This window comes from Sporanaerobium hydrogeniformans, from assembly GCF_002735925.1.
Classification (GTDB): domain Bacteria; phylum Bacillota; class Clostridia; order Lachnospirales; family Cellulosilyticaceae; genus Sporanaerobium; species Sporanaerobium hydrogeniformans.
The window spans coordinates 104018-125586 of the sequence record NZ_PEDL01000003.1; the positions used below are offsets into that span (position 1 = coordinate 104018).

Genomic DNA, 21569 nt, shown 5'->3' on the forward strand with positions numbered 1-21569 from the left:
TTAAGAAAATGAAAGTAATAGGTGTTATCGGTGGAATAGGAGCTGGAAAAAGTACCGTTATTGAAAAAATAAGAGAATATACTGCAACCTATGTAATTAGCGCAGATTGTATTGGTCATGGGATTTTAAAAAAGGGACAGCCTGCCTATGTACCAGTTATAGAAACTTTTGGAGAAGGTATCCTAGATAGTAAAGGGGAAATCGTCAGAAAAGCTTTAGGAGAAATTGTCTTTAAGGATGCAAAGCAGCTAGAAAAGCTGAATGCTTTGACCCATCCTTTAATTTGTGAAGAAGTGGAAAGACAAATTAATTGGTGTAAAAAACAAGCAGCTTATGATTTTATTGTAGTAGAAGGAGCCCTACTTTTAGAGGTAGGGCTGGGTAAATTAATGGATATTATTATAGCTGTTTATGCTGATGAAGAGACACGCATTAAACGTGTAATGCTAAGAGAAGGTTTTACAAAGGAACAAGTCCTCAGTCGGTTTAAAGCACAAAAAAAATGGGAAGAATTTCAAGAGGCTGCTGATTTTGTAATTGATAATGGTATTTCTTTAGAAAAAACTTGTGAACAGATAAAAAAAATAGTTGTACAATTTTAAGGAGAGAACCTTGTGAAAAAGAGAAAGTATTTAATAGTCTATCTTGTCATAGGGGGATGTTTAGGACTTCTTCTTCCTTTTGTAATTTATCCAAGACCCTATAAACAACAAGTACTTAACTACTCAGAGCTTTACGGAGTGGATCCAGCTATTGTTTATGCCATTATAAAAGCAGAAAGTAGATATGATACAGATGCTATTTCAAGAAGTGGGGCCAAAGGGCTTATGCAGATTATGGACAAGACAGGAGAATGGGTAGCTCAAGAAATAGGATTGGTAGATTATGCAAATGATAGGCTTTTTAAGCCAGATGTTAATATTCAGATTGGATGCTGGTATATTGCTAAACTTTTAAAACAGTATGATGGAGATTTAGAACTTGCTTTAGCAGCGTACAACGCAGGTTCAGGTCATGTTGCAAGGTGGCGTAGTAATCTAGCATATAGTTTGGACGGCAAGCATTTACATACCATTCCTTTTAAAGAAACAGAAAAATATATCAACAAAGTAAAGAGGTACTATACCTTTTATAAATGTTTATATGGGGATTAAGGAGGCAATAATGAATGAAAAAAAATATAAACTGCTAGCAATTCTATTAAGTCTATGTATAGGAATTATGGGATGTACCAGTCAAGAGGTAGGTGGGAGTAAGACAAATGAAGTAACTTCTCCAGAAATAAAGGAGCAAGGTGACGAAATGAAAAAGCAAACAGTATCTGAGAAAGATCCTCTATTAAAGCTTTCTATGCAAGCACCTGTTTCCCTTAATCCACTCTATACTGCACAAAAAAGTGTTCAGCAAATTCTTTATCTTATCTTTAATCCCCTTGTTAATATCGAAGAAGATGGGCGAATAAGTGGAAACTTAGCAAGTTCATGGTCAATTAATGAGACAAATACAGCTTTAACACTTACTTTAAATCAAGGGCTTCGCTGGCAAGATGGAGAACCTTTAACTTCAGAAGATGTACTTTTTACCATTCATCAAATACAGAGTATACAGGAGACACCTTATAAGCTTGCAGTAGAAAACATTGCTAGTGTAGAAAAGGTAGATGATACGACCCTTAAAATTAATTACAAACAGTCTTTTAGTGGTATTTTGCAAACCTTATTTTTTCCTATTATTCCAAAGCATATTTATGATGTGCCTGATAATAATTCCTTAAGCATAACACCCATTGGATCTGGTCCTTATAAGTTTGTGACTTTAACACCTTCTAAAAAATTAGAACTAGAGGCAAACCCAAGTTATTTTAAAGGAAGGCCTTCTATACAGAGAATTGAAGTAATGATTGTGCCTGATGAAGCGAGTAGTCTGCATGCTTATAAACAAGGTCTTATAGATGCTATTTTTACAGAAGTAACAGAATGGGGGAAATATGTTAAGGATAAAACTTCCACTTCCTATGAGATGCTGAGTAATATTTATGAATTTATGGGAATGAATATGAAGCTTTTAATGTTTCAAAATCCTAATGTGCGAAAAGCACTACTTTATGCTCTAGATCGAGAAAAAATGATTAATCTATACTATTTGGATCATGCAGTCGTGACGGATACTCCCATTCGTCCCAATTCTTATCTAGCAGACAAATCATTAGTACCCTGTGACTATGATAAAGAAAAAGCGAAGTTTTTATTTGCACAAGAAGGTTATGAAAAAGATGCAACAACAGGACTTTTAAGTAAAAATGGTATACCCTTTTCGTTTTCTTTATTAGTAAACATAGAGAATGAGGATCGAATGAAAATAGCAGAAGAGATAAAAAGACAATATAAAGAGATAGGCATTGATATGCATATTGAAGCGGTAGATAAAGAAACCTATTTATCAAAAATAGAGACAAAACAATTTGATGCTTTCTTAGGAGGATGGCAGCTTTCTTATATAGAAGATTTGAGTTTTGCCCTACACTCTAGTATGATTACAAGTGGTGAAAATTATGTAAGCTTCAATGATACTAAGATGGATGAAGTGTTAAGGCAAGCCTTTTTAGCAACAGAATCTAGTAAAATAGGTATTTATTCTGATTTACAAAAATATTTTGTGGAGCAAACACCTTATATCAGCTTGTATTTTAAAAAGAATGTTTTTATTACACACAAGAAGATTAAAGGTCCTGTTCAACCTCTTCCTTTACAAGTATTTGCAAATATTGAAAAATGGATGATTGAATAAGTTTATTGCGTGTTTACTTTTCAATAATGTAGCATTGATGTAAAATGGGGAAGGAGAGGAATAAGATGCCTATGCTTCAAGAAGATAGCTATCTAAAAAGAAATAGTAAGATTACGGAAAATAGAGCAAAACGTCCTTTTATAATGGGTGAGAAGGAGAAATGTCCTTTTTGTAAAGGGAAAGAAAGACAATTAGAGGAGATTTACTTGGAAGTCCACTTGCCAGAGGAGAGAGAGAGGATTCGTATTGTTAAAAATAAGTATCCTTTTTGCGAACCAATTAAAGGAAATTATGGTTTTCATGATGTAGTTATTGATACTTTGTCTCATAAAAAAGAACCTAAAGATTTTTCAAGTGCGCATTGGGTACTTCTTCTAGAAGTGATGCAAAAAAGATGGTATCAACTCCAAAAAGATGCTCAAGTGAAGTTTACTCAAATTTTTAAGAATAACGGCAGTGGTGCAGGTGCAAGCATTATACATTCTCACTGGCAAATAGCTGCTTTTGATACCCTTCCTTTAAAACAAAAAGAACAAAACATTGCTTTAATGCACTATTATGAAGAGGAAAAACAGTGTTATATCTGTGAGCAGCTTCATGATAAGGTACATGAGCTGATTATAGAAAATAGTGAATGGCAGGCTGTAGCGCCTGCCGTCTCTCAATATACACATGAAACATGGCTCATTCTAAAAACGCATAAATCTCAATATGGTCAGCTTAATCTTAAAGAATTACAGGGTGCAGGAGAACTCTTAAAGAAGTTACTTAATGCTTATAATGAGCTTCTTCCCAAGGTGCCTTATAATATATGTTTTATGAGTAATGCAATGAACGAAGAACCGTATTTACATTTTTATATACAGCTTATTCCAAGATTAGTCCCAATGGGCGGCTTTGAGGTAGCTACAGGATGCTATATAAACACTGTTCACCCTAAAACCCATGCGACAGCTTTAAGGCAATTAGTAGAAACAAGGAGGTAGACAAATGCAAGAATATACCAATGAAGAACTTATTTTTGGCTTAGATATCGGTACACGTACTGTTATTGGCATAGTAGGCTATAAAAAAGGAGAGCAGTTTGTAACCATTGCTTATGAGCGCATTGCACATGAAGAACGAGCTATGCTAGATGGTCAAATTCATGATATACATAAGGTGGCTAAAACTGTAGCAGAAGCAAAAAATAGAATTGAAAAGAAACTAAATATTTCATTGAGAGAGGTCGCAATTGCTGCGGCAGGTAGAACCTTGAATACACAAATTGTTTCTGTAGAGACAAGCTTTAATGAAATACAAGAAATTGCTTTAACAGACATACATAACTTAGAGCTATTTGGTGTAGAAAAAGCTAAGAAGGAGCAGGAAAAAAAGAATCATCAAGTAGAATACTTTTGCGTGGCCTATTCAGTGATTAACTATTATTTAGATGGTTATGTTATGGGTAATTTAGAGGGGCATAAGGGAAATAGTATTGGAGCAAAGGTTATTGCTACCTTTTTACCTAAACCTGTTATTGATAGTTTGTATGCAGTAGTAGAACGTTGTGACTTAACAGTAAGCCATTTGACCTTGGAACCCATTGCAGCCATTAATGCTATTATTCCTGAAAACTTAAGACTTCTTAACTTAGCTTTAGTAGATATTGGAGCAGGAACATCAGATATTGCCATTACAAGAGAAGGAAGTGTAGTTGCATATGGGATGATTCCTATTGCTGGGGATGAGGTCACAGAAGCCATTGTACATCATTACTTAGTTGATTTTAATACTGCTGAAAAAATAAAATATGAAATGAAACAGAGTGAACTGATTGCCTTTGAAGATATTTTAGGCTTCCCACAAGAGGTAACAGTCTCACAACTGGAGCAGGTCATTCATACAACGTTAGAAACTCTTACTACAAGTATTGCTGAAAAAATGGTAGAACTTAATGGTGGACAACCTACTAATGCGGTATTTTGTGTAGGTGGAGGAAGTGAGATGTATGGGGTAGAAAGTCAGCTAGCAGAGAAACTAGGGCTCCCCTCTCAAAGAGTAGCTATGCGAAAGGTATCTCATGTATCGTCCATAAAGGATGAAGCCTCTTTAACCAATTCACCAGATATGATTACACCAATAGGAATTTGCTTAACAAGTATGAAAAATAAGTACAGTGAGTTTACTACTCTTACTTTAAATGGTCAAAAGATTCAACTTCTAAATGCTAAAAAATTAACAATATGTGATGCTATTATTGCAGCAGGTATTAGCCATACAGCTATTTTCCCTAAACGAGGAAATACGCTAATGTTTAGATTAAATGGGCAACGTGTACGCATTAAAGGAGAAGCAGGTATACCTGCTCAAATCTGGCTTAATCAGAAGAAGGCTACTATAAATGACCTCATTACAGAAGGTGATGAGATTACTTTAGAGCTAGCATTGCAAGGGAAAGATGGAGAAGCCTTTATTAAAGATTATATGGGAGGTAAGAATTTAACTGTATTTATGGAAGGAGAAACGATTCAAATTCCGTTTTGTTTAGTTAATGGTGATTATGTACCAACTAATTATCGCATTCAAGAAGGTGATCAAGTAGAAGTGATTTGTCCTTCTACTTTAGATGAGCTTTTAAATGCTTTACAAATTGAGGGCAGTAAAAAGATAATTACTTCTGATTTTAAGCTAGTAGAAGGAACGCATATCCTTCAAAACAAAGACTCTTTTTTAATAGATAATAAAAGTTTTTCTTTAGATGGATCTTTCAAAGGAGCAGCAGGGGAGCCACAAGAAGAGTTTATGGTAGCAACTGAAGAATTGAAAGAGGAAAAACTAATCCTTAAGGTTAATGGACAAACTATTGAGCTCCCCCAAAAAGGAGTACCTTATATGTTTGCTAATATTTTTGATTACATAGATTTTGATTTGAGTACACCAAGAGGTACTATTCAGCTTATACGTAACGGAAAAGCTGCAGCTTTAACAGATAATTTATGCAATCAGGATGAATTAGATATATTTTGGAAAAATTAGTAGGAGGTAGGAGAAAATGAAAGGTGTTATTACAGTAGTAGGAAAAGATAAAGTAGGGATTATTGGCAAGGTATGTACTTTGCTGAGTGAAGAAAATGTAAATATATTAGATATATCACAAACCATTCTTCAAGGATACTTTAATATGATGATGATTGTGGATTTAGGAGCAACCGAAACAGAATTTACACAAATCGTAGATAAACTAAGTGAACTTGGAAAAAACATTGAGGTAGACATTAAATTACAACATGAAGATATCTTCAATAGTATGCATCGTATTTAGAAAGAAATAAAAGAGACAAAGGGGAAAAAAGATGATTTCAAGATATGAAGTACAAGAAACTAATCGAATGATTCAGGAAGCAAACCTAGATATTCGTACGATTACAATGGGTATTAGCTTAATGGACTGTATTACAGATGATATGAATAAATTGTGTGACAATGTGTATGATAAAATAACAAAGCGTGCTGAAAAATTAGTATCTACAGGTGAAGATATTTCTAAGAAATATGGTATTCCTATCGTAAATAAACGAATCTCTGTTACACCTATAGCTTTAATTGGGGGAGCTACTAAAAGTTCCTCCTATGTACCCATTGCAAAGGCTCTCGACCGTGCAGCTCAAACGGTAGGTGTTAACTTTATCGGTGGATTTTCTGCTCTTGTGCATAAAGGCTGTTCAAATGCAGATACTGTCCTTATGGAATCTATCCCAGAGGCACTGGATGTGACAAGCAATGTATGTTCTTCTCTTAATGTAGGAACCACGCGTACAGGGATTAACATGGATGCAGTAAAACGTGTTGGAGAACTTATACGTGAGACATCCCTACGTACAGCTGATCGTGATGGTATTGGCTGTGCAAAATTTGTAGTTTTCTGTAATGCACCAGAAGACAATCCTTTTATGGCAGGTGCATTTCATGGTGTAGGAGAGAGGGAAGCCGTCATTAATGTAGGAATTAGTGGGCCTGGTGTGGTTAAAAAAGCTTTAGAAGCTGTAAAAGGACAAGATTTCGAAAGTGTTTGTGAAGCCATTAAAAAAACAGCTTTTAAGATTACACGTACAGGTCAAATGGTGGCACGGGAAGCATCAAGACTTCTTGATACACCTTTTGGCATTATTGATCTTTCATTAGCACCAACACCAGCAGTAGGAGATAGTATTGCAGAAATCTTAGAAGAAATGGGGCTCGAAATGACAGGTGCTCCAGGGACAACAGCAGCACTTGCTATTCTCAATGACTGTGTTAAAAAGGGAGGAGTAATGGCTTCTTCTTTTGTAGGAGGATTAAGCGGTGCCTTTATACCAGTAAGTGAAGATCACGCCATGATTCGTGCTGCTGAAAAGGGTGCTTTAACACTTGAAAAGTTAGAAGCGATGACTTGTGTTTGTTCAGTAGGACTTGATATGATTGCTATTCCCGGTGATACAAGTGCAGCAACTATTTCAGGTATTATTGCAGATGAAATGGCTATTGGGATGATTAATGCAAAGACAACGGCTGTACGTATTATTCCTGTTCAAGGGAAGCGTGTAGGTGATCAGGTAGAATTTGGTGGTTTGTTAGGTTATGCACCTATTATGCCCGTTAATAACTATAAATGTGATGCCTTTATTGCAAGAGGAGGCAGAATACCTGCTCCAATTCATAGTTTTAAAAACTGACAGTTAAAAATTAAGAGAAGATAAGGTGAATGGAAATGACACAACAACTTAAAGGTTTAGAGCCCCAAAACATTTTTCATTACTTTGAAGAGATAAGCTGCATTCCCAGAGGGTCAGGCAAGGAAAAAGCTATTAGTGATTATATGGTACAATTTGCAACAGATCTAGGTTTTTGGGTAAAACAGGATGAAGCGTACAATGTCTATATCAAGAAGCCAGCAACGCCTGGTTATGAGAAAGCCCCAACGGTGATTTTACAAGGGCATTTAGATATGGTATGTGAGAAAAATAAAGAAACAGTGCATGATTTTGAAAAAGAAGGATTAAAGCTTTATATTGAGGGAGATTATATTCGTGCGCGTGGTACGACATTAGGTGCAGATAATGGGATTGCCATTGCTTATCAAATGGCAGTATTAGCTGACACAGAGCATCCACATCCTGCACTTGAAATACTGATGACAACAGATGAAGAACGTGGTATGACTGGAGTTGCTAATATGCATCCTGAGTATTTAGAGGGAAAACTCCTGATTAACTTGGATACAGATTTAGAGGGAGAATTTTTAGTAAGTTGTGCAGGTGGATTAAAAGCGTATATTGATTTGCCATTACAAACAGAGAAGACTTTATTAGAAGAAGGATTACGCATTACTATAAAAGGATTATTAGGTGGTCATTCGGGAGCAGATATTCATTTTGAAAGAGCGAATGCTCATCTTTTAATGGGGCGACTTCTTTATAACTTGCGTGAGGAGGTTCCTTTCCAAGTTCAAGAGTTAATAGGTGGTTCTAAGGATAATGTGATTACTCGTGAATGTGAAGTGGTATTAGCTATTTCCAAGGAACAAAAGGAACGTGTAAAACGTCTTGTTTTAGGTATTCAAGAAACAATACAAAAGGAATTTGCAGCTCAAGATGCAGGAATTTGTTTCTACTGTGAAGAGACTACTTTAAAGGATGAAGTTTTTACAAAAGTTTTAACCGATCAAATAATTGATGCCCTTGTGCTCATTCCAAATGGTATTATGGGTTTTGATCAAAATATGAAGGGACTTGTACAAACCTCTTTAAACCTTGGAATCCTTCAAGTAGGAGATGACAAGGTGCGTTTAGGAAGTGCAGTGAGGAGCTCAGTGCCTTCTAAAAAATTAGAAATTGTAGCTAAACTGGAAACACTCAGTCGTTTTCTAGGTGCAGAGCTTACTGTACAAGGGGATTATCCAGCATGGGAATACCGTGAGGAATCCACTCTTCGTGACCTAGCATTAAAAGTATATAAAAAGCTTTATGATCAAGAGCCACATGTGACATCTATTCATGCAGGACTAGAATGTGGCTTTATTGCAGAGAAGATTTCAGACCTAGATATGATTTCTTTTGGACCCAATGTAAAAGATATTCATTCACCTGAAGAACGTGTAAGTATTTCCTCAATGGCAAGAGTCTATGACTACTTGCTTCACTTACTCGCAAGTATACAGTAAGGAGGAAACCCCATGAAATTTGAAAAAAATGACCATTACTTTACACTAGCAGTTTATACGCTTGTTACCGCTTTAATTTTTGTTGCAGTAACTATTGGCATTTGGCATTATCAAGCTGTAACACTATTCATTAAAAAGCTTCTAGTAGGAATTTGGGTACTTTTAATGCCGCTTTTATTAGGCATTATCATTGCCTATTTACTCGATCCTATTGTTTCTTTTTACCATAGAAAATGTCAAAGTACACATTTTAAAAAATGGAATATTCATGGGGGGATTCAAGCAAAAAAAGAGAAGATGGCTAAAAAGAGTTCACATCGGACACTTGCCACCCTTCTTGCGTATTTAACACTTTTAGCCTTAGTGGGGCTTTTTGTTTTAATTATTGTAACCAATATGAAAGAAGTGTTAGGTTCAGCATCTATTAGAAATATTAGGCAAAGTATGGATAGATATATACGATACTTTGAAAATATGCTCATGCAGGTTGCCCAAGTGGCAGAAAACTTGCCAGTAGGACTTAATAAGGTAGAAATGGTACAAAGAATATATGGTGAGCTTAATGCGATTTTTAACTTAATATCTGCTAAATTTCTCTATTATATCAAAGCAATAGGACTCAATGCAATGAATATTGTTTTAGCTTTTGTTATTGCTTTTTATCTTTTGCAAGATAAAGAAAGTGTATTGAGCTTTTGGCGTAAAACATTAAAGACAGTGTTTCATAAGAAGGCAAGTGACAATTTAAGGAGTCTAGGAAGAGATGTTGATAGTGTTTTTTCAGGTTATATTAGAGGACAATTGTTAGATACCGTCATCATAGCTGTGCTTACTAGCTTAGCATTAACTTTAATCCGTTTGGATTTTGCAGTAATCATTGGTCTTGTGGCAGGTCTTTTTAATCTGATTCCTTATTTTGGACCAGTAGTGGGCTTTATACTTGCAGGACTTATTGGACTTCTTGACCCCAATCCAATGAAAGCCGTTTATGGTGTAATTGCACTGATGATTATTCAGCAGCTAGACGGGTGGATCATTGTACCTAAAGTAGTGGGGGAAAGTGTAAAGCTACATCCAGTGGTTGTTCTATTAGCTGTTGTTATTGGTGGGAACTTATTTGGACTTTTAGGAATGCTTTTAGGCGTACCTATAGCTGCCTTTATTCGTGTGCTTTTACTGCGCTATGTACAGCTTTTTGATACAAATAAAAAATAAAATACGCCTGTACCACTTTCGAAAGGGTACAGGCGTATTCTTATAACCGATAAGAAATTTATTTAATTAAGAGTTACACGATGGAAAATCTTTTTACCTTTTTGAATCATAAGTGTATTTTCTTTAAAATCCACATCTGCTTTAATAAGGTAGTCTATATCTGTAATAGGTGTACCGTCTAATTTTATACCATTTTGTTGGATAAGACGTCTTGCTTCTGAACGAGAAGGAACAAGATTTGTTTTTTGAAGAAGAGTAATAATGTCCATACCACCTTCGAATTCACTTGCTTCCAAAGTAGTGGTAGGGATAGAACCACCTGAAGCTGCGCCGCCAAAGAGAGATTTAGCAGCCACCTGAGCTTTTTGAGCTTCTTCTTCTCCATGTACAATTTGAGTTACTTCAAAGGCTAAGCGCTCTTTAGCCTTATTCATCTCAGAACCTTCTACGGCTGTAAGAGCATTTACTTCTTCCATTGGAACATAAGTAAGAAGAGATAAACAACGTTTAACATCAGCGTCAGCTACATTTCTCCAATATTGGTAGAATTCATAAGGAGATGTCTTGTCAGGATCAAGCCATATAGCTCCTTTTTCTGTTTTTCCCATCTTTTTACCTTCACTATTAGTAAGCAGGGAGAAGGTCATACCAAAAGATTGATCTCCATGAAGTTTTCTAACAAGTTCTACACCACCTAATATATTAGACCATTGGTCGTTACCACCCAGTTGTAATTTACAATTGTAACGACGGTAGAGTTCTAAAAAGTCATAGGATTGCATAAGCATATAATTAAATTCTAAAAAGGAAAGACCTTTTTCAAGACGTTGTTTAAAACATTCAAAGGTGAGCATGCGATTAACAGAAAAGTGCACACCTACCTCTCTTAAGAAGTCAATATAATTTAAATGGCGCAACCAATCAGCATTATTGACCATAATGGCCTCATCATTTTCAAAACTGATAAAACGTGACATTTGTTTTTTAAAGCACTCTACATTATGGTCAATCATTTCTACAGTTAACATTTGACGCATATCCGATTTTCCAGTAGGGTCGCCTACCATACCAGTACCGCCTCCAAATAAAGCAATAGGTTTATGACCAGCTTTTTGCATATGACTCATTGCCATAACAGTTACAAAGTGCCCTACATGAAGACTATCAGCAGTAGGGTCAAAACCAATATAAAAAGTGACCTTTTCCTTATCTAAAAGATCTCTAATTTCTTTTTCATGAGTGGTTTGTTCTATAAAACCACGTTCCATCAACGTATCAAAAACATTCATTTCTCTACCTCCATATAATTATTGAAATAAAAAAGGGCTTCTCATCCCCCATAAGGACGAGAAAACCCGTGGTACCACCTTAATTTACAGAAAAAATCTGCCTCCAGTCAAGATAACGGTTGATAGCCGAAAATCACTCCAAAGGTGTAATTCAAAAAATAAGCTTGATGCGTTTTCACCTACCACACACTCTCTAGAACAAAACTTATTTTTCTACTTAAACTTTATCTAAGTGATTTAGTGTATTTTATTATGCCTAATCATAGCATATAAAAAATAGATTTTCAAGTCTCACTTTTCGATTTAAAATATATAAAATTATTTTTATAGAAAAAGATGTTTGAATAGTGTAAAATAGGGTCATAAAACCATATTTTATTAGTAGAAGTTGTATTTAGGAGGTTAACATATGTACACCATAAGAAGGGGAATACCCGTTCTTGGATGTCATTGGGAGAATCAAGGTGCAGCATTTGGGATTTTCTCAGATTATGCAGAGGCCATGCTCCTAACCATTTATAATAATAAAGAGGAAATAAAACCTCTTTGTCAAGTGAAGTGTGATCGATTGCAATATGCCACAGGGGATATTTTTCATATTTATATAGAGGATATAAAAGTAGGTATGTGTTATACATGGCAACTTATTGATGAAAAGGGGGAAGTGAGCGAGTGCCTTATTGATCCATATAGTTACTGTGTAGGAGAAAGACCAAAGGGAGATTACTTAAATGTTATAAAAAAAATGAAGTTGCCAAAGTTAAAAAGGCCTTGTATTCCTTGGGAGAAAACAGTTATCTATGAGCTCCATGTAGGTCATTTTACTAAAAGTGAAACATCAGGAGTGGTGGAAGAAGAGAGAGGAACATTTAAGGGGCTCTGTAAAAAACTAGACTATTTAAGAGAATTAGGTATCACCACTATAGAACTTCTACCCATCTTTAAGTGGAATAGGCATACACTTAAAAATAGACACCCTGAAACTGGTGTGCTGCTTCAAGATGAATGGGGGTACAATTCTCTAAGCTTCTTTGCGCTAGATGAAAGCTATAGTACACATAAGGATTGTGAAGAGGTCCTAGATGAGTTTCATGAGTTAATAGAAAAGGCTCATGAAATGGGAATGGAAATTATTTTAGATGTTGTGTATAACCATACAGGTGAAGGAGGAGAGGCTAGTGGCTACTCCAGTTTCAAAAAGCTTTCATCTGCAACGTATTATAAGTTAACAGAAGACGGTCACTATTTAAACTGTGCAGGTACAGGAAATACTTTGAATACTAATCATCAGGTAGTTAAAAACCTTATTTTAGAAAGTCTTAGGTATTGGGTTGTTTATCAAGGGGTAGATGGTTTTCGCTTTGATTTAGCCTCTATTTTAGGGCAAGATGTAGAAGGCAAATGGATGGTGCGTTCCTTGTTAAATGATATCAATGAAGATCCTATTTTATCACATGTAAAACTCATTAGTGAGAGCTGGGATGCGAAAGGAAGTTATGATGTAGGACGTATGCCCTATCATTTTAGAGAATGGAGTGATTATTTTAGAGATACCATTCGTAAATGTGTAAGAGGTGACCAAGGTTTAACAAAATCTTTAGCGGATTGTTTAGGTGGAAAAGAAGTTTATTTTTCAGATACCTATAAAGGAAGTAACCATGCTATACATTTTATAACAGCCCATGACGGTTTTACAATGTGGGATTTGGTATCTTATGAACAAAAGCATAATCTTGAAAATGGTGAAGAAAACAGAGATGGGAACAATGCCAATTATAGTACGAATTGTGGGTTTGAAGGAGAAACACAAGAACAAAGCATTTTAAATAAACGTAAACGTTTAATAAAAAATTATATGGCTTTACTTTTACTTGCAGAAGGGATACCTATGCTTTTAATGGGAGATGAAATGGGGCGGACACAAGGTGGTAATAATAATGCTTTTTGTCAAAATAGCTCTTTGGTTTGGGTAGATTGGAAGAGAGCAGCCCACTTTAAAGATTTAGAATATTTTATAAAAAAATTGATAATTCTTAGAAAAAAACTTTTATTTATAAAAAAAGAAGGACAGTATACAGTCTCTTGGCATGGTGTAAAATATAACCGTCCAGACTGGTCGTATTATTCACGTACCATCGCTTATCATTTGACGCATGAGAAAGAAGCCTTTTATCTTGTCATTAATAATTATTCAGATGCTTTATTGTTTGACTTACCTCCTACAGCTTCAAAATGGATCTGTATGATGGATACAAATCTTAGTATGTCCGAGGATTTAAATTTTACAGGAAGTGAAGTATATGAAAATCGTTACTTGGCAGAGTGTTACAGTATTTGTTTATTTAAAGAAAGTAAAGTGTAAATAATAAGAATAAAAGGGCTTCTCCTAGATAAAGAAACTTTATAGAAAGTTTTCTCTTCTATTTATATTAAAGAAAAAACTTTTTGCAAGGTTTTATAAAGGAGGAGCCTTTAACATTTATTATTCAAGGGCACTTAAACGAATGATTTGTAAAAGGGTTTGAGTAGCAGCCTCCATATGAGAAAGAACGGCGAACTCAAGGTGACTATGAAAGTTATAGCCACCGGTAAAAAGGTTGGGACAAGGAAGCCCCATAAAAGAAAGGCGAGCACCATCTGTCCCCCCACGAATAGGTACCTTTTTGATAGGAATTTCCAAATGAGCCATAGCTTTTTTGGCTAAAGCTAAAACATGAGGATGTTTTTCAATAATTGTACGCATATTGTTATATTGATTGGTGATGAGAACAGTAACTGCTTCTTTACCATAAATAGCTTGAAGCTGAGTAGCTATTTGATAAAGAAATATTTTGCGTTTTTCAAAGCTGTCTTGATCAAAATCACGAATAATGTAAGAGAGTGTCGTTTGTTCTACAGTACCTTCCATATGATGAAGATGAAAGAAGCCTTCATAGTCACTTGTACATTCAGGTACTTCGTGCACTGGTAAAAGCGCATGAAAGGCATTTGCAATAGTAAGGCTATTTTTCATTTTACCCTTTGCATAACCGGGGTGAATATTGCGTCCTTTGCAAATGATTTTAGCCGAGGCAGCATAAAAATTTTCTATTTCACATTCACCTAATTCTCCACCGTCAACAGTATAAGCAAAATCTGCTCCAAAACGCGCCACATCAAAGTGGTCAGCACCATGTCCTATTTCTTCATCTGGTGTAAAGGCAATACGAATGGTACCATGAGGGATTTCAGGATGGGAAAGAAGATATTCCATAGCTGTTAAAATTTCAGCAATACCACATTTATCATCTGCTCCTAATAAGGTAGTACCATCAGTGACAATAAGGGTTTCACCAACAAGAGTATCTAAAATAGGAAAATCTTGAGGTGACAAACAGTAGGAATGTGCAGCATCTAAGAAAAGATCTCCACCTGAATAAGTAACTAAACGTGGCTTGACCTGATTTCCACTACAGTCTGGTGATGTATCCATATGGGCAATAAAACCAATGGTAGGCAAAGGTTTATCTGTTGTAGCAGGTAAAGTAGCCATCACATAGCCATAGTTATCGAGCTGTACATCTTTAAGTCCTAACATTTCACACTCTTGAACAAGGAGCTTTGCAAAATCCATTTGAGAAGCAGTAGAAGGAAAGGAAAGACTTCCTTCTTGAGACTGTGTATTGTATTGTACGTAAGTTAAAAAACGTTGAAGTAGTTTTTCGGTCATAATGAAACTCCTTAATTAAGTAATTTTTACTTAGTATAAAACAAAAAGACACTTTATCACAAGGATTTAGTGCCTTTTAAGTTATAAAACGAAATTATTTTGAGAGATTAAGCAATAAGATAAGGCACTAAATGAGCAGGAAGATCATTGGAAGAACAAGAGGCACCTACAAAGAATTCAACTTGGTACTTATCAGAGAGTGTGTTAAGTTTATCAAAGAAATAGAGAAGATCATCCATAGAAGCATGTGTGATTTTAATAAGCTCATCAATAAACACTGCTTCAATATCATGATTACTAGAGAGGACACCGCACAGAAAACCAAAGAAATCATTAGGAGAATGGATAGGGAAGGTAGAGGCTTCAATTAAACGAATTTGATGGGAAAGTGCATAGCGATGAGTAGTAGCGCTATCAATATAAACGATATGACCTTTAAGAGTTGTTACTTTAGTGTTGGCAACATCAATCATCTTTTTGGTTTTGCCTTCACCATTTTGCCCTGCAATAATCTTTATCATAACACATCACCTCTTAAAATATTTATTTTATTATTATATTTATTCCATATACTTTATCAAATACCTCTTTTTTTATGAAAAATATAAAATTTTTTTTTGAAATAAGGTTCTATTAGGTAAATATAACCAAAAATAAAGGTTATAATAAAAACCACTTAAAAATAAGTGGTTTTTAAAGACTTATTAATTATTAGAATAGGGTTGGTCGTAAACACGTCCATAAAGAGTAAGACAGTAAATGCCTGCGATACCGATGATTGCATAGATTACACGGCTAATCCATGAACTCATGCCACCAAATAAAAAGGCTACTAGGTCAAATTGGAAAAAGCCAACAAGTCCCCAGTTAATAGCACCAATAATAATAAGTGTAATTGCGATATAATCAAAAGTACGAGATTTCATTACCTTATTGCCACCTTTCTAGTAAGTATTGTTTAACATAAGGATAACCTTATTATGGCATAATCTCTTTTTTTTATGCATCTTTTAAAAAATTCTTTGAAATGATAAAAAGAAGTTAAAAAGTCAGTTACTAAAACTCATAAATTCGTTGAAAATACAATATAAATGAAAAGAGACCCTTCTATAGAAGAGGTAAAAAATGACACTATTTATAAAAAGAAACAATAAGCAAGGTGTTTATGATGTGCTTGAAATGGAAAAAGATTTAAAAAAACTTACAATAGTTTATCCCTTTTTTAAAAAAAGTATATGTGGAAAAAGTACATTTGGAAATCCTCTTTATCTTGTGCGAATAGGAAAAGGTTCAAGGAAGATACATATTAATGGGAGTCACCATGGTAATGAGTGGTTAACTTCACTTATTTTAATAGAAAGCATGTATAGACTGAGTAAAGCAATTCAAAGGAGAGAAACACTATATGGAATAGATGCTTATCAGCTTTTAGAAAAAGTAACCTATGATTTTGTACCGATGGTTAATCCAGATGGTGTACAACTCTGTGCAGGAAAGCTTCCTGATGGTGAAGTAGGTAGGAGGTTAAAAGAGTGGAATCAAGGATTGGAAGATTTTACACGTTGGAAAGCAAATGGAAGAGGTGTTGATCTTAATCGTAACTATAATGCTGGTTTTATAGAGTATACCATGCAGAGTAAACAAAAAATTCCCAGTTATGCTTACTTTGCAGGACCTTTTCCAGAAAGTGAAAAGGAAACAAAAGCATTGGCAGATTTAACACGGCGTCAAAAATATGATCTTGTACTAGCGTACCATAGTCAAGGGCAAGTCATCTATTGGAATTACAAGGCATTAGAGGTTGATAATGGTTTAAAATATGCTAAAATGTTTTCAGAAGCTAGTGGGTATCAATTGGACACGCCAGAACCTGAAGCTGCTTCAGGAGGCTATAAAGATTGGTTTATTGAGACCTTCCAAAAGCCTGGATATACAATAGAATGTGGTTTAGGTGAGAATCCTTTACCACTTGACCAATTGGAAGATTGTGTAAAAGCCACTTTACCTATTTTGGTATTGGCTTCTAAGGACTTAAGAAAAGAGGATTAATGTGTGGACACTTATTTAAAATATTCAACCTATCTTCGTGAAAAATATGGAGAAAAGGTTTATAAATTACCCATTCAGCTTCCTGTTACCTGTCCTAATCGGGACGGAACGTGTGGCAGTGGAGGATGTACTTTTTGTGGAGACATAGGAACAGGCTTTGAAATGTATGAAGCAACTGAGAGTATAGCTGAACAGCTTCAGAAGAATAAAGACTATATGGGAAAACGTTATAAGGCAAGATTGTTTATTGCTTATTTTCAAAATTATAGCAATACTTATATGTCTCTAGAAGCCTTCAGTCAAGTGATAGAGACCATTCGTGATAAAGATATTGTGGAAATAGCAGTCTCTACCCGTCCTGACTGTATTCATCCAGCCTACTTAGAGATTTTAAAAGCGTGGGCGATTAAGCACCAAAAGGAAATATGTATAGAATTAGGTTTGCAAACAATAAACTATCATACGCTTAAAAAAATCAATAGAGGACATGGATTAGCGGAGTATTTAGATGCTATACTTATGATTAAAAGTTATGGCTTTAAGGTATGTACTCACGTCATTTTAAATTTACCTTGGGATACAGAGCAAGATACTATAGAGACAGCTAAGTGTCTTTCTGTACTCCAAAGTGATTATGTGAAATTACATGCACTTTATTTAATAAAGGGAACACCACTTGCGAAAGCTTATGAAAAAGGAAATTTTGAAATGCTTTCTCTTGAAGGTTACAAAGAGCGTGTTAAGCTTTTTTTGCGGTATCTAAATCCTCAAATTGTTGTACAGCGGCTCATAGGCAGAGCGCCAGAAGAGGTAACAATTTTTGCAAATTGGGATACTAGTTGGTGGAAGATTCATGATGACCTTGTGGCAGAAATGCAAGAGAGTGGACAAAAGCAAGGAGATCTCTATAACTATAGACAAGGAAAAGCTGTAAGAAGGTGGACAGAATCTTCTTAAAAATTAAGCAAAGAGAGGAGAGTAGGGATGGTAAGGGGGTTAAAGCTAGAACAGTGGATAAAAGAAAAAGTGTATTTTTATAAAAGAAAAAACTATTATAAAATGAAACGTCTTAATTACCGATTCAATCATAATGCCTTAAGGTTGGTGGGAAGTATTTGTATTATAATAGGTTTCTTCCTTATACTTAAAGGTTGTAATCATCTTATCAAACAAGCTGAAAAATCAATGGATATTTCCAACTCTTTGCAAATATGTTATAGTGAAAAAATAAAGAAGGAGGTCTTAAATGAAAATATGGGCAATAGCAGATCTTCACTTAGGTGAAGCTCTCCATAAGCCAATGGCTATTTTTGGAGCCCATTGGGAGCAGCATACTCAGAAGCTAAAAAAAGCATGGGAGGCTTGTATAGAACCTGAGGATGTCATTCTTTTACCCGGTGATTTATCTTGGGGGATGAACCTTGCTGAGGCGTACAAAGACTTGGCTTTCATTGATGCACTCCCAGGTAAAAAAATATGTATAAAAGGCAATCATGATTATTGGTGGCAGAGCCTTAGAAAGTTAAATAATAGTGGATTTAAGACACTTTTATTTCTTCAAAATAATACGTTTATACTAGGCAAATGGGGAATATGTGGTACAAGAGGATGGCTATGTCCTGGACAAGAAGGGACGACTTTGCAAGATGAAAAGTTATTTATAAGAGAAATAAAACGTTTAAAACTTTCTTTAGAGGCTGCAAGGAGAGAAGGGGCAGAAGAACTTCTTGTAATGCTCCACTATCCACCTACCTTGGGTGGACAAGCTCAGTCACCACTTACCACACTTCTTAAAGAGTATCCAGTGAAACAGGTTGTTTATGGACATCTCCATGATACTACTTCCTGGGAGAAGGCTTTAAAAGGTTATCAGGAAGGAATACTTTATCGACTTGTAGCTGCTGATTATTTAGAGTTTAAGCCACTTTGTTTAATAGAAGATAGGACAATAAATGATGAAAGGAATATTCATGAAATTACCAGTTGCATTTGAAACAAAAATGAGGAAATTATTAGGTGAGGAATATGCTCACTATATAGCTTCTTATAACCATCCTAAAAGTAGAGGTTTTCGCATCAACCCATTAAAAGTATCTATGGAGGAATGGAATCGAATCTCCCCCTTTGAAACACGAAAAAGAGTGCCTTGGTGTGAGCAAGGTTTTTATTATGAAGCTAAGGAAAAGCCTACTAAGCATCCTTACTACTTTGCAGGACTTTACTATATTCAAGAACCTAGTGCCATGGCACCAGGGGCTTATCTTCCTATTGAAGAAGGAGATCGTGTATTGGATTTATGTGCAGCACCTGGAGGAAAATCCACTCAGGTTGGTTCGCGACTTGGTCAAAAGGGGGTTCTTGTTTCTAATGATATTAGTGCCACCCGAGCAATGGCTCTTCTTAAAAATATTGAAAGCTTTGGTATCCGAAATGCAATTGTAACAGCGGAAACACCTGAACGTCTTTCTAGCAAATTAGAAGGTTATTTTGATAAAATTTTGATTGATGCCCCTTGTTCAGGTGAAGGGATGTTTAAAAAAAGTGAAGAAGCCATTAAGAGCTGGGAAAAATATGGAGTAAGCCACTGCTGTAACTTGCAACGTGAGATATTAGACTATGCGGCACATATGCTACGCCCACAAGGAATGATTCTTTATTCTACCTGTACCTTCTCGCCGGAAGAAAATGAGGGGATGATGGAAGCATTTCTTACTAAACATCCGGATTTTAAAGTGATACCTCTAACGCCTAAAGGTGGTATTCAAAAGGCTCATCCTGAATGGGGAGGTGCGAGAGAAGCTCTGAAGGATGCACTTAGATTATGGCCTCACCATCTAGAAGGTGAAGGACATTTTGTATGTCTTTTACAAAAAAAGGGGGAAAAGAAAGAATATAGGTCTTATCTGCCTCTAGAAAAACGTATTAAAGATTATCCAGATATGGCTACATTCTTCGAAAAGGAAACGACAATCTCTTTAGAGACACCTGTGATGGAAGTAAAGGGTAAAATTTATGCTGTCCCAAAGGAAAGCCCCGATTTAAGTGGCCTTCGAGTTCTTCGTAATGGTCTTTTATTAGGAGAACTTAAAAATAAACGTTTTGAACCTTCCCATGCTTTAGTGCTGGGCTATGAAAAGGATTGTTTTAAACATACCATTGATTTTAAGGCAGAGGATGAAGCTGTTAAGCGTTATTTAAAGGGAGAAACGCTTCTCTATGAAGCACCTAAAGGATATCATGTTATAACAGTAGATGGCTATCCTTTAGGTTGGGTAAAAGCTCAAAATGACAGGCTTAAAAATGAATACCCACCAAGTTGGCGAATGATGGGATAAAGGATGAGGATAATGAAAATAAAAAAAATGAGATTAGATCGCTTTTTAGTGCATACAGGGTATGGAAGCCGAAGTGAAGTACAAAAGTTAGTTAAACAAGGCAAGGTAACTGTTAAAGGTGAAGTGATAAAAAAATCAGATACTTCCATTAATGTGCTAGAAGATGAAGTAAAAGTAAGGGGTGAAAATGTTTCATACCAAGAGTTCTATTATTATATTCTTTATAAGCCGGCAGGCTATATTACGGCTACGGAAGACTTAAGGCAGGAAACCGTACTAGATTTATTAGATCCTATTGATCGTAATAAAGGTTTATGTCCTGTGGGACGTTTGGATAAAGATACGGAAGGGCTTCTTATTCTTACTAATGATGGACAGCTTAATCATGCATTGCTTTCACCTAAAAAACATGTGGATAAAGTTTATTATGCAAAGCTAGAAGGAGAAGTTGGAAGAGAAGATATAGAGCGTTTTAGAGAAGGTTTGACTTTAGAAGATGGTACAAAGCTTCAGCCAGCAGAGCTTGAGATTATTAAAACAGGTGCTGAATCAGAAGTCCATGTGACGATTAGAGAGGGGAAGTTCCATCAAGTGAAACGTATGGCTTTAGCAGTAGGGAAAAAAGTTATTTACTTAAAGCGTATTCAAATGGGAAGACTTTCGTTACCGAGTGATTTAGAGCCAGGTGCTTATCGTCCATTAACGAGTGAAGAGCTTGAACAATTAAGCAAATAGTCTTTATTGGGTTTAAAACCTCTAAAAACTGGAAAATGGTTCTAGTTGAAAAGAGGATAGAATGTTATTCTTAATATATATCGTAAGTAAAAGTGGAGCGAGTGTTTTTTTACAACTGAGAGAATTGTAAAGAAGCACTTGTTTTTCTTTTGGAGCAATAACTAAAAAGCAACAACTAAAAATAGAAAAAATTAGACGATAAAAATTTATATGCATATTGAAAAAGTAGGATTATAGTGTATAATAAACTAATAAATATTCAAAAATTT

General features: G+C 35.4%; 19 protein-coding genes and 1 other annotated feature. Of the genes, 15 read left to right on the forward strand and 4 right to left on the reverse strand.

The features are described 5' to 3' along the window. Positions 1-8 precede the first annotated feature (8 nt). The 9 genes from coaE (at position 9) to CS063_RS05270 (ending at position 10183) form a co-directional block, all read left to right on the forward strand. A complete protein-coding gene (coaE, locus tag CS063_RS05230) occupies positions 9-602 on the forward strand; it encodes a dephospho-CoA kinase (protein WP_099448640.1) in 594 nt (197 codons plus the stop codon). 12 nt (positions 603-614) lie between these two features. Continuing rightward, on the forward strand, positions 615-1154 hold the full coding sequence (locus tag CS063_RS05235; protein WP_099448641.1) for a lytic transglycosylase domain-containing protein: 540 nt from the start codon (positions 615-617) through the stop codon (positions 1152-1154). A gap of 10 nt (positions 1155-1164) precedes the next feature. Then, positions 1165-2787, forward strand: coding sequence for a peptide ABC transporter substrate-binding protein (locus CS063_RS05240; RefSeq protein WP_180270700.1), 1623 nt, complete (start codon positions 1165-1167; stop codon positions 2785-2787). Between the two features lie 65 nt (positions 2788-2852). Beyond that, positions 2853-3773: a galactose-1-phosphate uridylyltransferase gene (locus CS063_RS05245; RefSeq protein WP_180270701.1), complete on the forward strand. Its 921-nt coding sequence runs from the start codon at positions 2853-2855 to the stop codon at positions 3771-3773. Positions 3774-3777: 4 nt separating this feature from the next. Beyond that, positions 3778-5805 (forward strand): cell division protein FtsA, encoded by a 2028-nt coding sequence (locus CS063_RS05250; protein WP_099448644.1) that lies wholly within the window; start codon positions 3778-3780, stop codon positions 5803-5805. Positions 5806-5821: 16 nt separating this feature from the next. After that, on the forward strand, positions 5822-6091 hold the full coding sequence (locus CS063_RS05255) for an ACT domain-containing protein (RefSeq protein WP_099448645.1): 270 nt from the start codon (positions 5822-5824) through the stop codon (positions 6089-6091). Positions 6092-6122: 31 nt separating this feature from the next. Next, on the forward strand, positions 6123-7481 hold the full coding sequence (locus CS063_RS05260) for a PFL family protein (protein WP_099448646.1): 1359 nt from the start codon (positions 6123-6125) through the stop codon (positions 7479-7481). A 35-nt stretch (positions 7482-7516) separates the two neighbouring features. Then, a complete protein-coding gene (locus CS063_RS05265; protein WP_099448722.1) occupies positions 7517-8968 on the forward strand; it encodes an aminoacyl-histidine dipeptidase in 1452 nt (483 codons plus the stop codon). A gap of 12 nt (positions 8969-8980) precedes the next feature. Beyond that, complete coding sequence (locus tag CS063_RS05270) at positions 8981-10183, forward strand: AI-2E family transporter (RefSeq protein ID WP_099448647.1); 1203 nt, start codon at positions 8981-8983, stop codon at positions 10181-10183. Between the two features lie 62 nt (positions 10184-10245). On the opposite strand, the gene tyrS is transcribed toward CS063_RS05270, so the two are convergent. Continuing rightward, positions 10246-11472 carry a tyrosine--tRNA ligase gene (gene tyrS / locus CS063_RS05275; protein ID WP_099448648.1) on the reverse strand — a complete coding sequence of 409 codons (1227 nt, stop codon included), beginning with the start codon at positions 11470-11472 and terminating at the stop codon, positions 10246-10248. A 49-nt stretch (positions 11473-11521) separates the two neighbouring features. Then, positions 11522-11712, reverse strand: a binding site (T-box leader). 169 nt (positions 11713-11881) lie between these two features. Here tyrS and CS063_RS05280 point away from each other — a divergent pair. Next, the gene (locus CS063_RS05280) at positions 11882-13834 is read left to right on the forward strand and encodes an alpha-amylase family glycosyl hydrolase (protein ID WP_099448649.1); all 1953 of its coding nucleotides are present in this window, start codon (positions 11882-11884) and stop codon (positions 13832-13834) included. A 120-nt stretch (positions 13835-13954) separates the two neighbouring features. Here CS063_RS05280 and pepT read toward each other — a convergent pair whose 3' ends face one another. The 3 genes from pepT to CS063_RS05295 form a co-directional block, all read right to left on the reverse strand. Continuing rightward, a complete protein-coding gene (gene pepT / locus CS063_RS05285; RefSeq protein ID WP_099448650.1) occupies positions 13955-15181 on the reverse strand; it encodes a peptidase T in 1227 nt (408 codons plus the stop codon). 107 nt (positions 15182-15288) lie between these two features. Next, complete coding sequence (locus tag CS063_RS05290; protein WP_099448651.1) at positions 15289-15702, reverse strand: twitching motility protein PilT; 414 nt, start codon at positions 15700-15702, stop codon at positions 15289-15291. Positions 15703-15885: 183 nt separating this feature from the next. Continuing rightward, positions 15886-16107 carry a DUF378 domain-containing protein gene (locus tag CS063_RS05295; protein ID WP_099448652.1) on the reverse strand — a complete coding sequence of 74 codons (222 nt, stop codon included), beginning with the start codon at positions 16105-16107 and terminating at the stop codon, positions 15886-15888. Positions 16108-16306: 199 nt separating this feature from the next. Between CS063_RS05295 and CS063_RS05300 the strand changes: the two genes are divergently transcribed. From CS063_RS05300 to CS063_RS05325, 5 genes are all read left to right on the forward strand, one after another. Continuing rightward, positions 16307-17230 (forward strand): M14 family metallopeptidase, encoded by a 924-nt coding sequence (locus CS063_RS05300; protein WP_099448653.1) that lies wholly within the window; start codon positions 16307-16309, stop codon positions 17228-17230. Between the two features lie 3 nt (positions 17231-17233). Next, a complete protein-coding gene (locus tag CS063_RS05305) occupies positions 17234-18187 on the forward strand; it encodes a TIGR01212 family radical SAM protein (protein ID WP_099448654.1) in 954 nt (317 codons plus the stop codon). 289 nt (positions 18188-18476) lie between these two features. Then, positions 18477-19223 (forward strand): metallophosphoesterase, encoded by a 747-nt coding sequence (locus CS063_RS05315; protein ID WP_099448656.1) that lies wholly within the window; start codon positions 18477-18479, stop codon positions 19221-19223. After that, the gene (locus CS063_RS05320) at positions 19201-20565 is read left to right on the forward strand and encodes an RsmF rRNA methyltransferase first C-terminal domain-containing protein (protein WP_099448723.1); all 1365 of its coding nucleotides are present in this window, start codon (positions 19201-19203) and stop codon (positions 20563-20565) included. The genes CS063_RS05315 and CS063_RS05320 overlap by 23 nt, the downstream gene beginning before the upstream one ends. Before the next feature lie 12 nt (positions 20566-20577). Further along, positions 20578-21300 (forward strand): pseudouridine synthase, encoded by a 723-nt coding sequence (locus tag CS063_RS05325; RefSeq protein WP_308415433.1) that lies wholly within the window; start codon positions 20578-20580, stop codon positions 21298-21300. Positions 21301-21569 lie beyond the last annotated feature (269 nt).

What these genes read in the sequence shown, in the direction of transcription:
- coaE (WP_099448640.1), top strand. Translation starts at nt 9, where the DNA reads ATGAAAGTAATAGGTGTTATCGGTGGAATAGGAGCTGGAAAAAGTACC.
- CS063_RS05240 (WP_180270700.1), top strand. Translation starts at nt 1,165, where the DNA reads ATGAATGAAAAAAAATATAAACTGCTAGCAATTCTATTAAGTCTATGT.
- CS063_RS05245 (WP_180270701.1), top strand. Translation starts at nt 2,853, where the DNA reads ATGCCTATGCTTCAAGAAGATAGCTATCTAAAAAGAAATAGTAAGATT.
- CS063_RS05250 (WP_099448644.1), top strand. Translation starts at nt 3,778, where the DNA reads ATGCAAGAATATACCAATGAAGAACTTATTTTTGGCTTAGATATCGGT.
- CS063_RS05255 (WP_099448645.1), top strand. Translation starts at nt 5,822, where the DNA reads ATGAAAGGTGTTATTACAGTAGTAGGAAAAGATAAAGTAGGGATTATT.
- CS063_RS05260 (WP_099448646.1), top strand. Translation starts at nt 6,123, where the DNA reads ATGATTTCAAGATATGAAGTACAAGAAACTAATCGAATGATTCAGGAA.
- CS063_RS05265 (WP_099448722.1), top strand. Translation starts at nt 7,517, where the DNA reads ATGACACAACAACTTAAAGGTTTAGAGCCCCAAAACATTTTTCATTAC.
- CS063_RS05270 (WP_099448647.1), top strand. Translation starts at nt 8,981, where the DNA reads ATGAAATTTGAAAAAAATGACCATTACTTTACACTAGCAGTTTATACG.
- tyrS (WP_099448648.1), bottom strand. Translation starts at nt 11,472, where the DNA reads ATGAATGTTTTTGATACGTTGATGGAACGTGGTTTTATAGAACAAACC.
- CS063_RS05280 (WP_099448649.1), top strand. Translation starts at nt 11,882, where the DNA reads ATGTACACCATAAGAAGGGGAATACCCGTTCTTGGATGTCATTGGGAG.
- pepT (WP_099448650.1), bottom strand. Translation starts at nt 15,181, where the DNA reads ATGACCGAAAAACTACTTCAACGTTTTTTAACTTACGTACAATACAAT.
- CS063_RS05290 (WP_099448651.1), bottom strand. Translation starts at nt 15,702, where the DNA reads ATGATAAAGATTATTGCAGGGCAAAATGGTGAAGGCAAAACCAAAAAG.
- CS063_RS05295 (WP_099448652.1), bottom strand. Translation starts at nt 16,107, where the DNA reads ATGAAATCTCGTACTTTTGATTATATCGCAATTACACTTATTATTATT.
- CS063_RS05300 (WP_099448653.1), top strand. Translation starts at nt 16,307, where the DNA reads ATGACACTATTTATAAAAAGAAACAATAAGCAAGGTGTTTATGATGTG.
- CS063_RS05315 (WP_099448656.1), top strand. Translation starts at nt 18,477, where the DNA reads ATGAAAATATGGGCAATAGCAGATCTTCACTTAGGTGAAGCTCTCCAT.
- CS063_RS05320 (WP_099448723.1), top strand. Translation starts at nt 19,201, where the DNA reads ATGAAATTACCAGTTGCATTTGAAACAAAAATGAGGAAATTATTAGGT.
- CS063_RS05325 (WP_308415433.1), top strand. Translation starts at nt 20,578, where the DNA reads ATGAAAATAAAAAAAATGAGATTAGATCGCTTTTTAGTGCATACAGGG.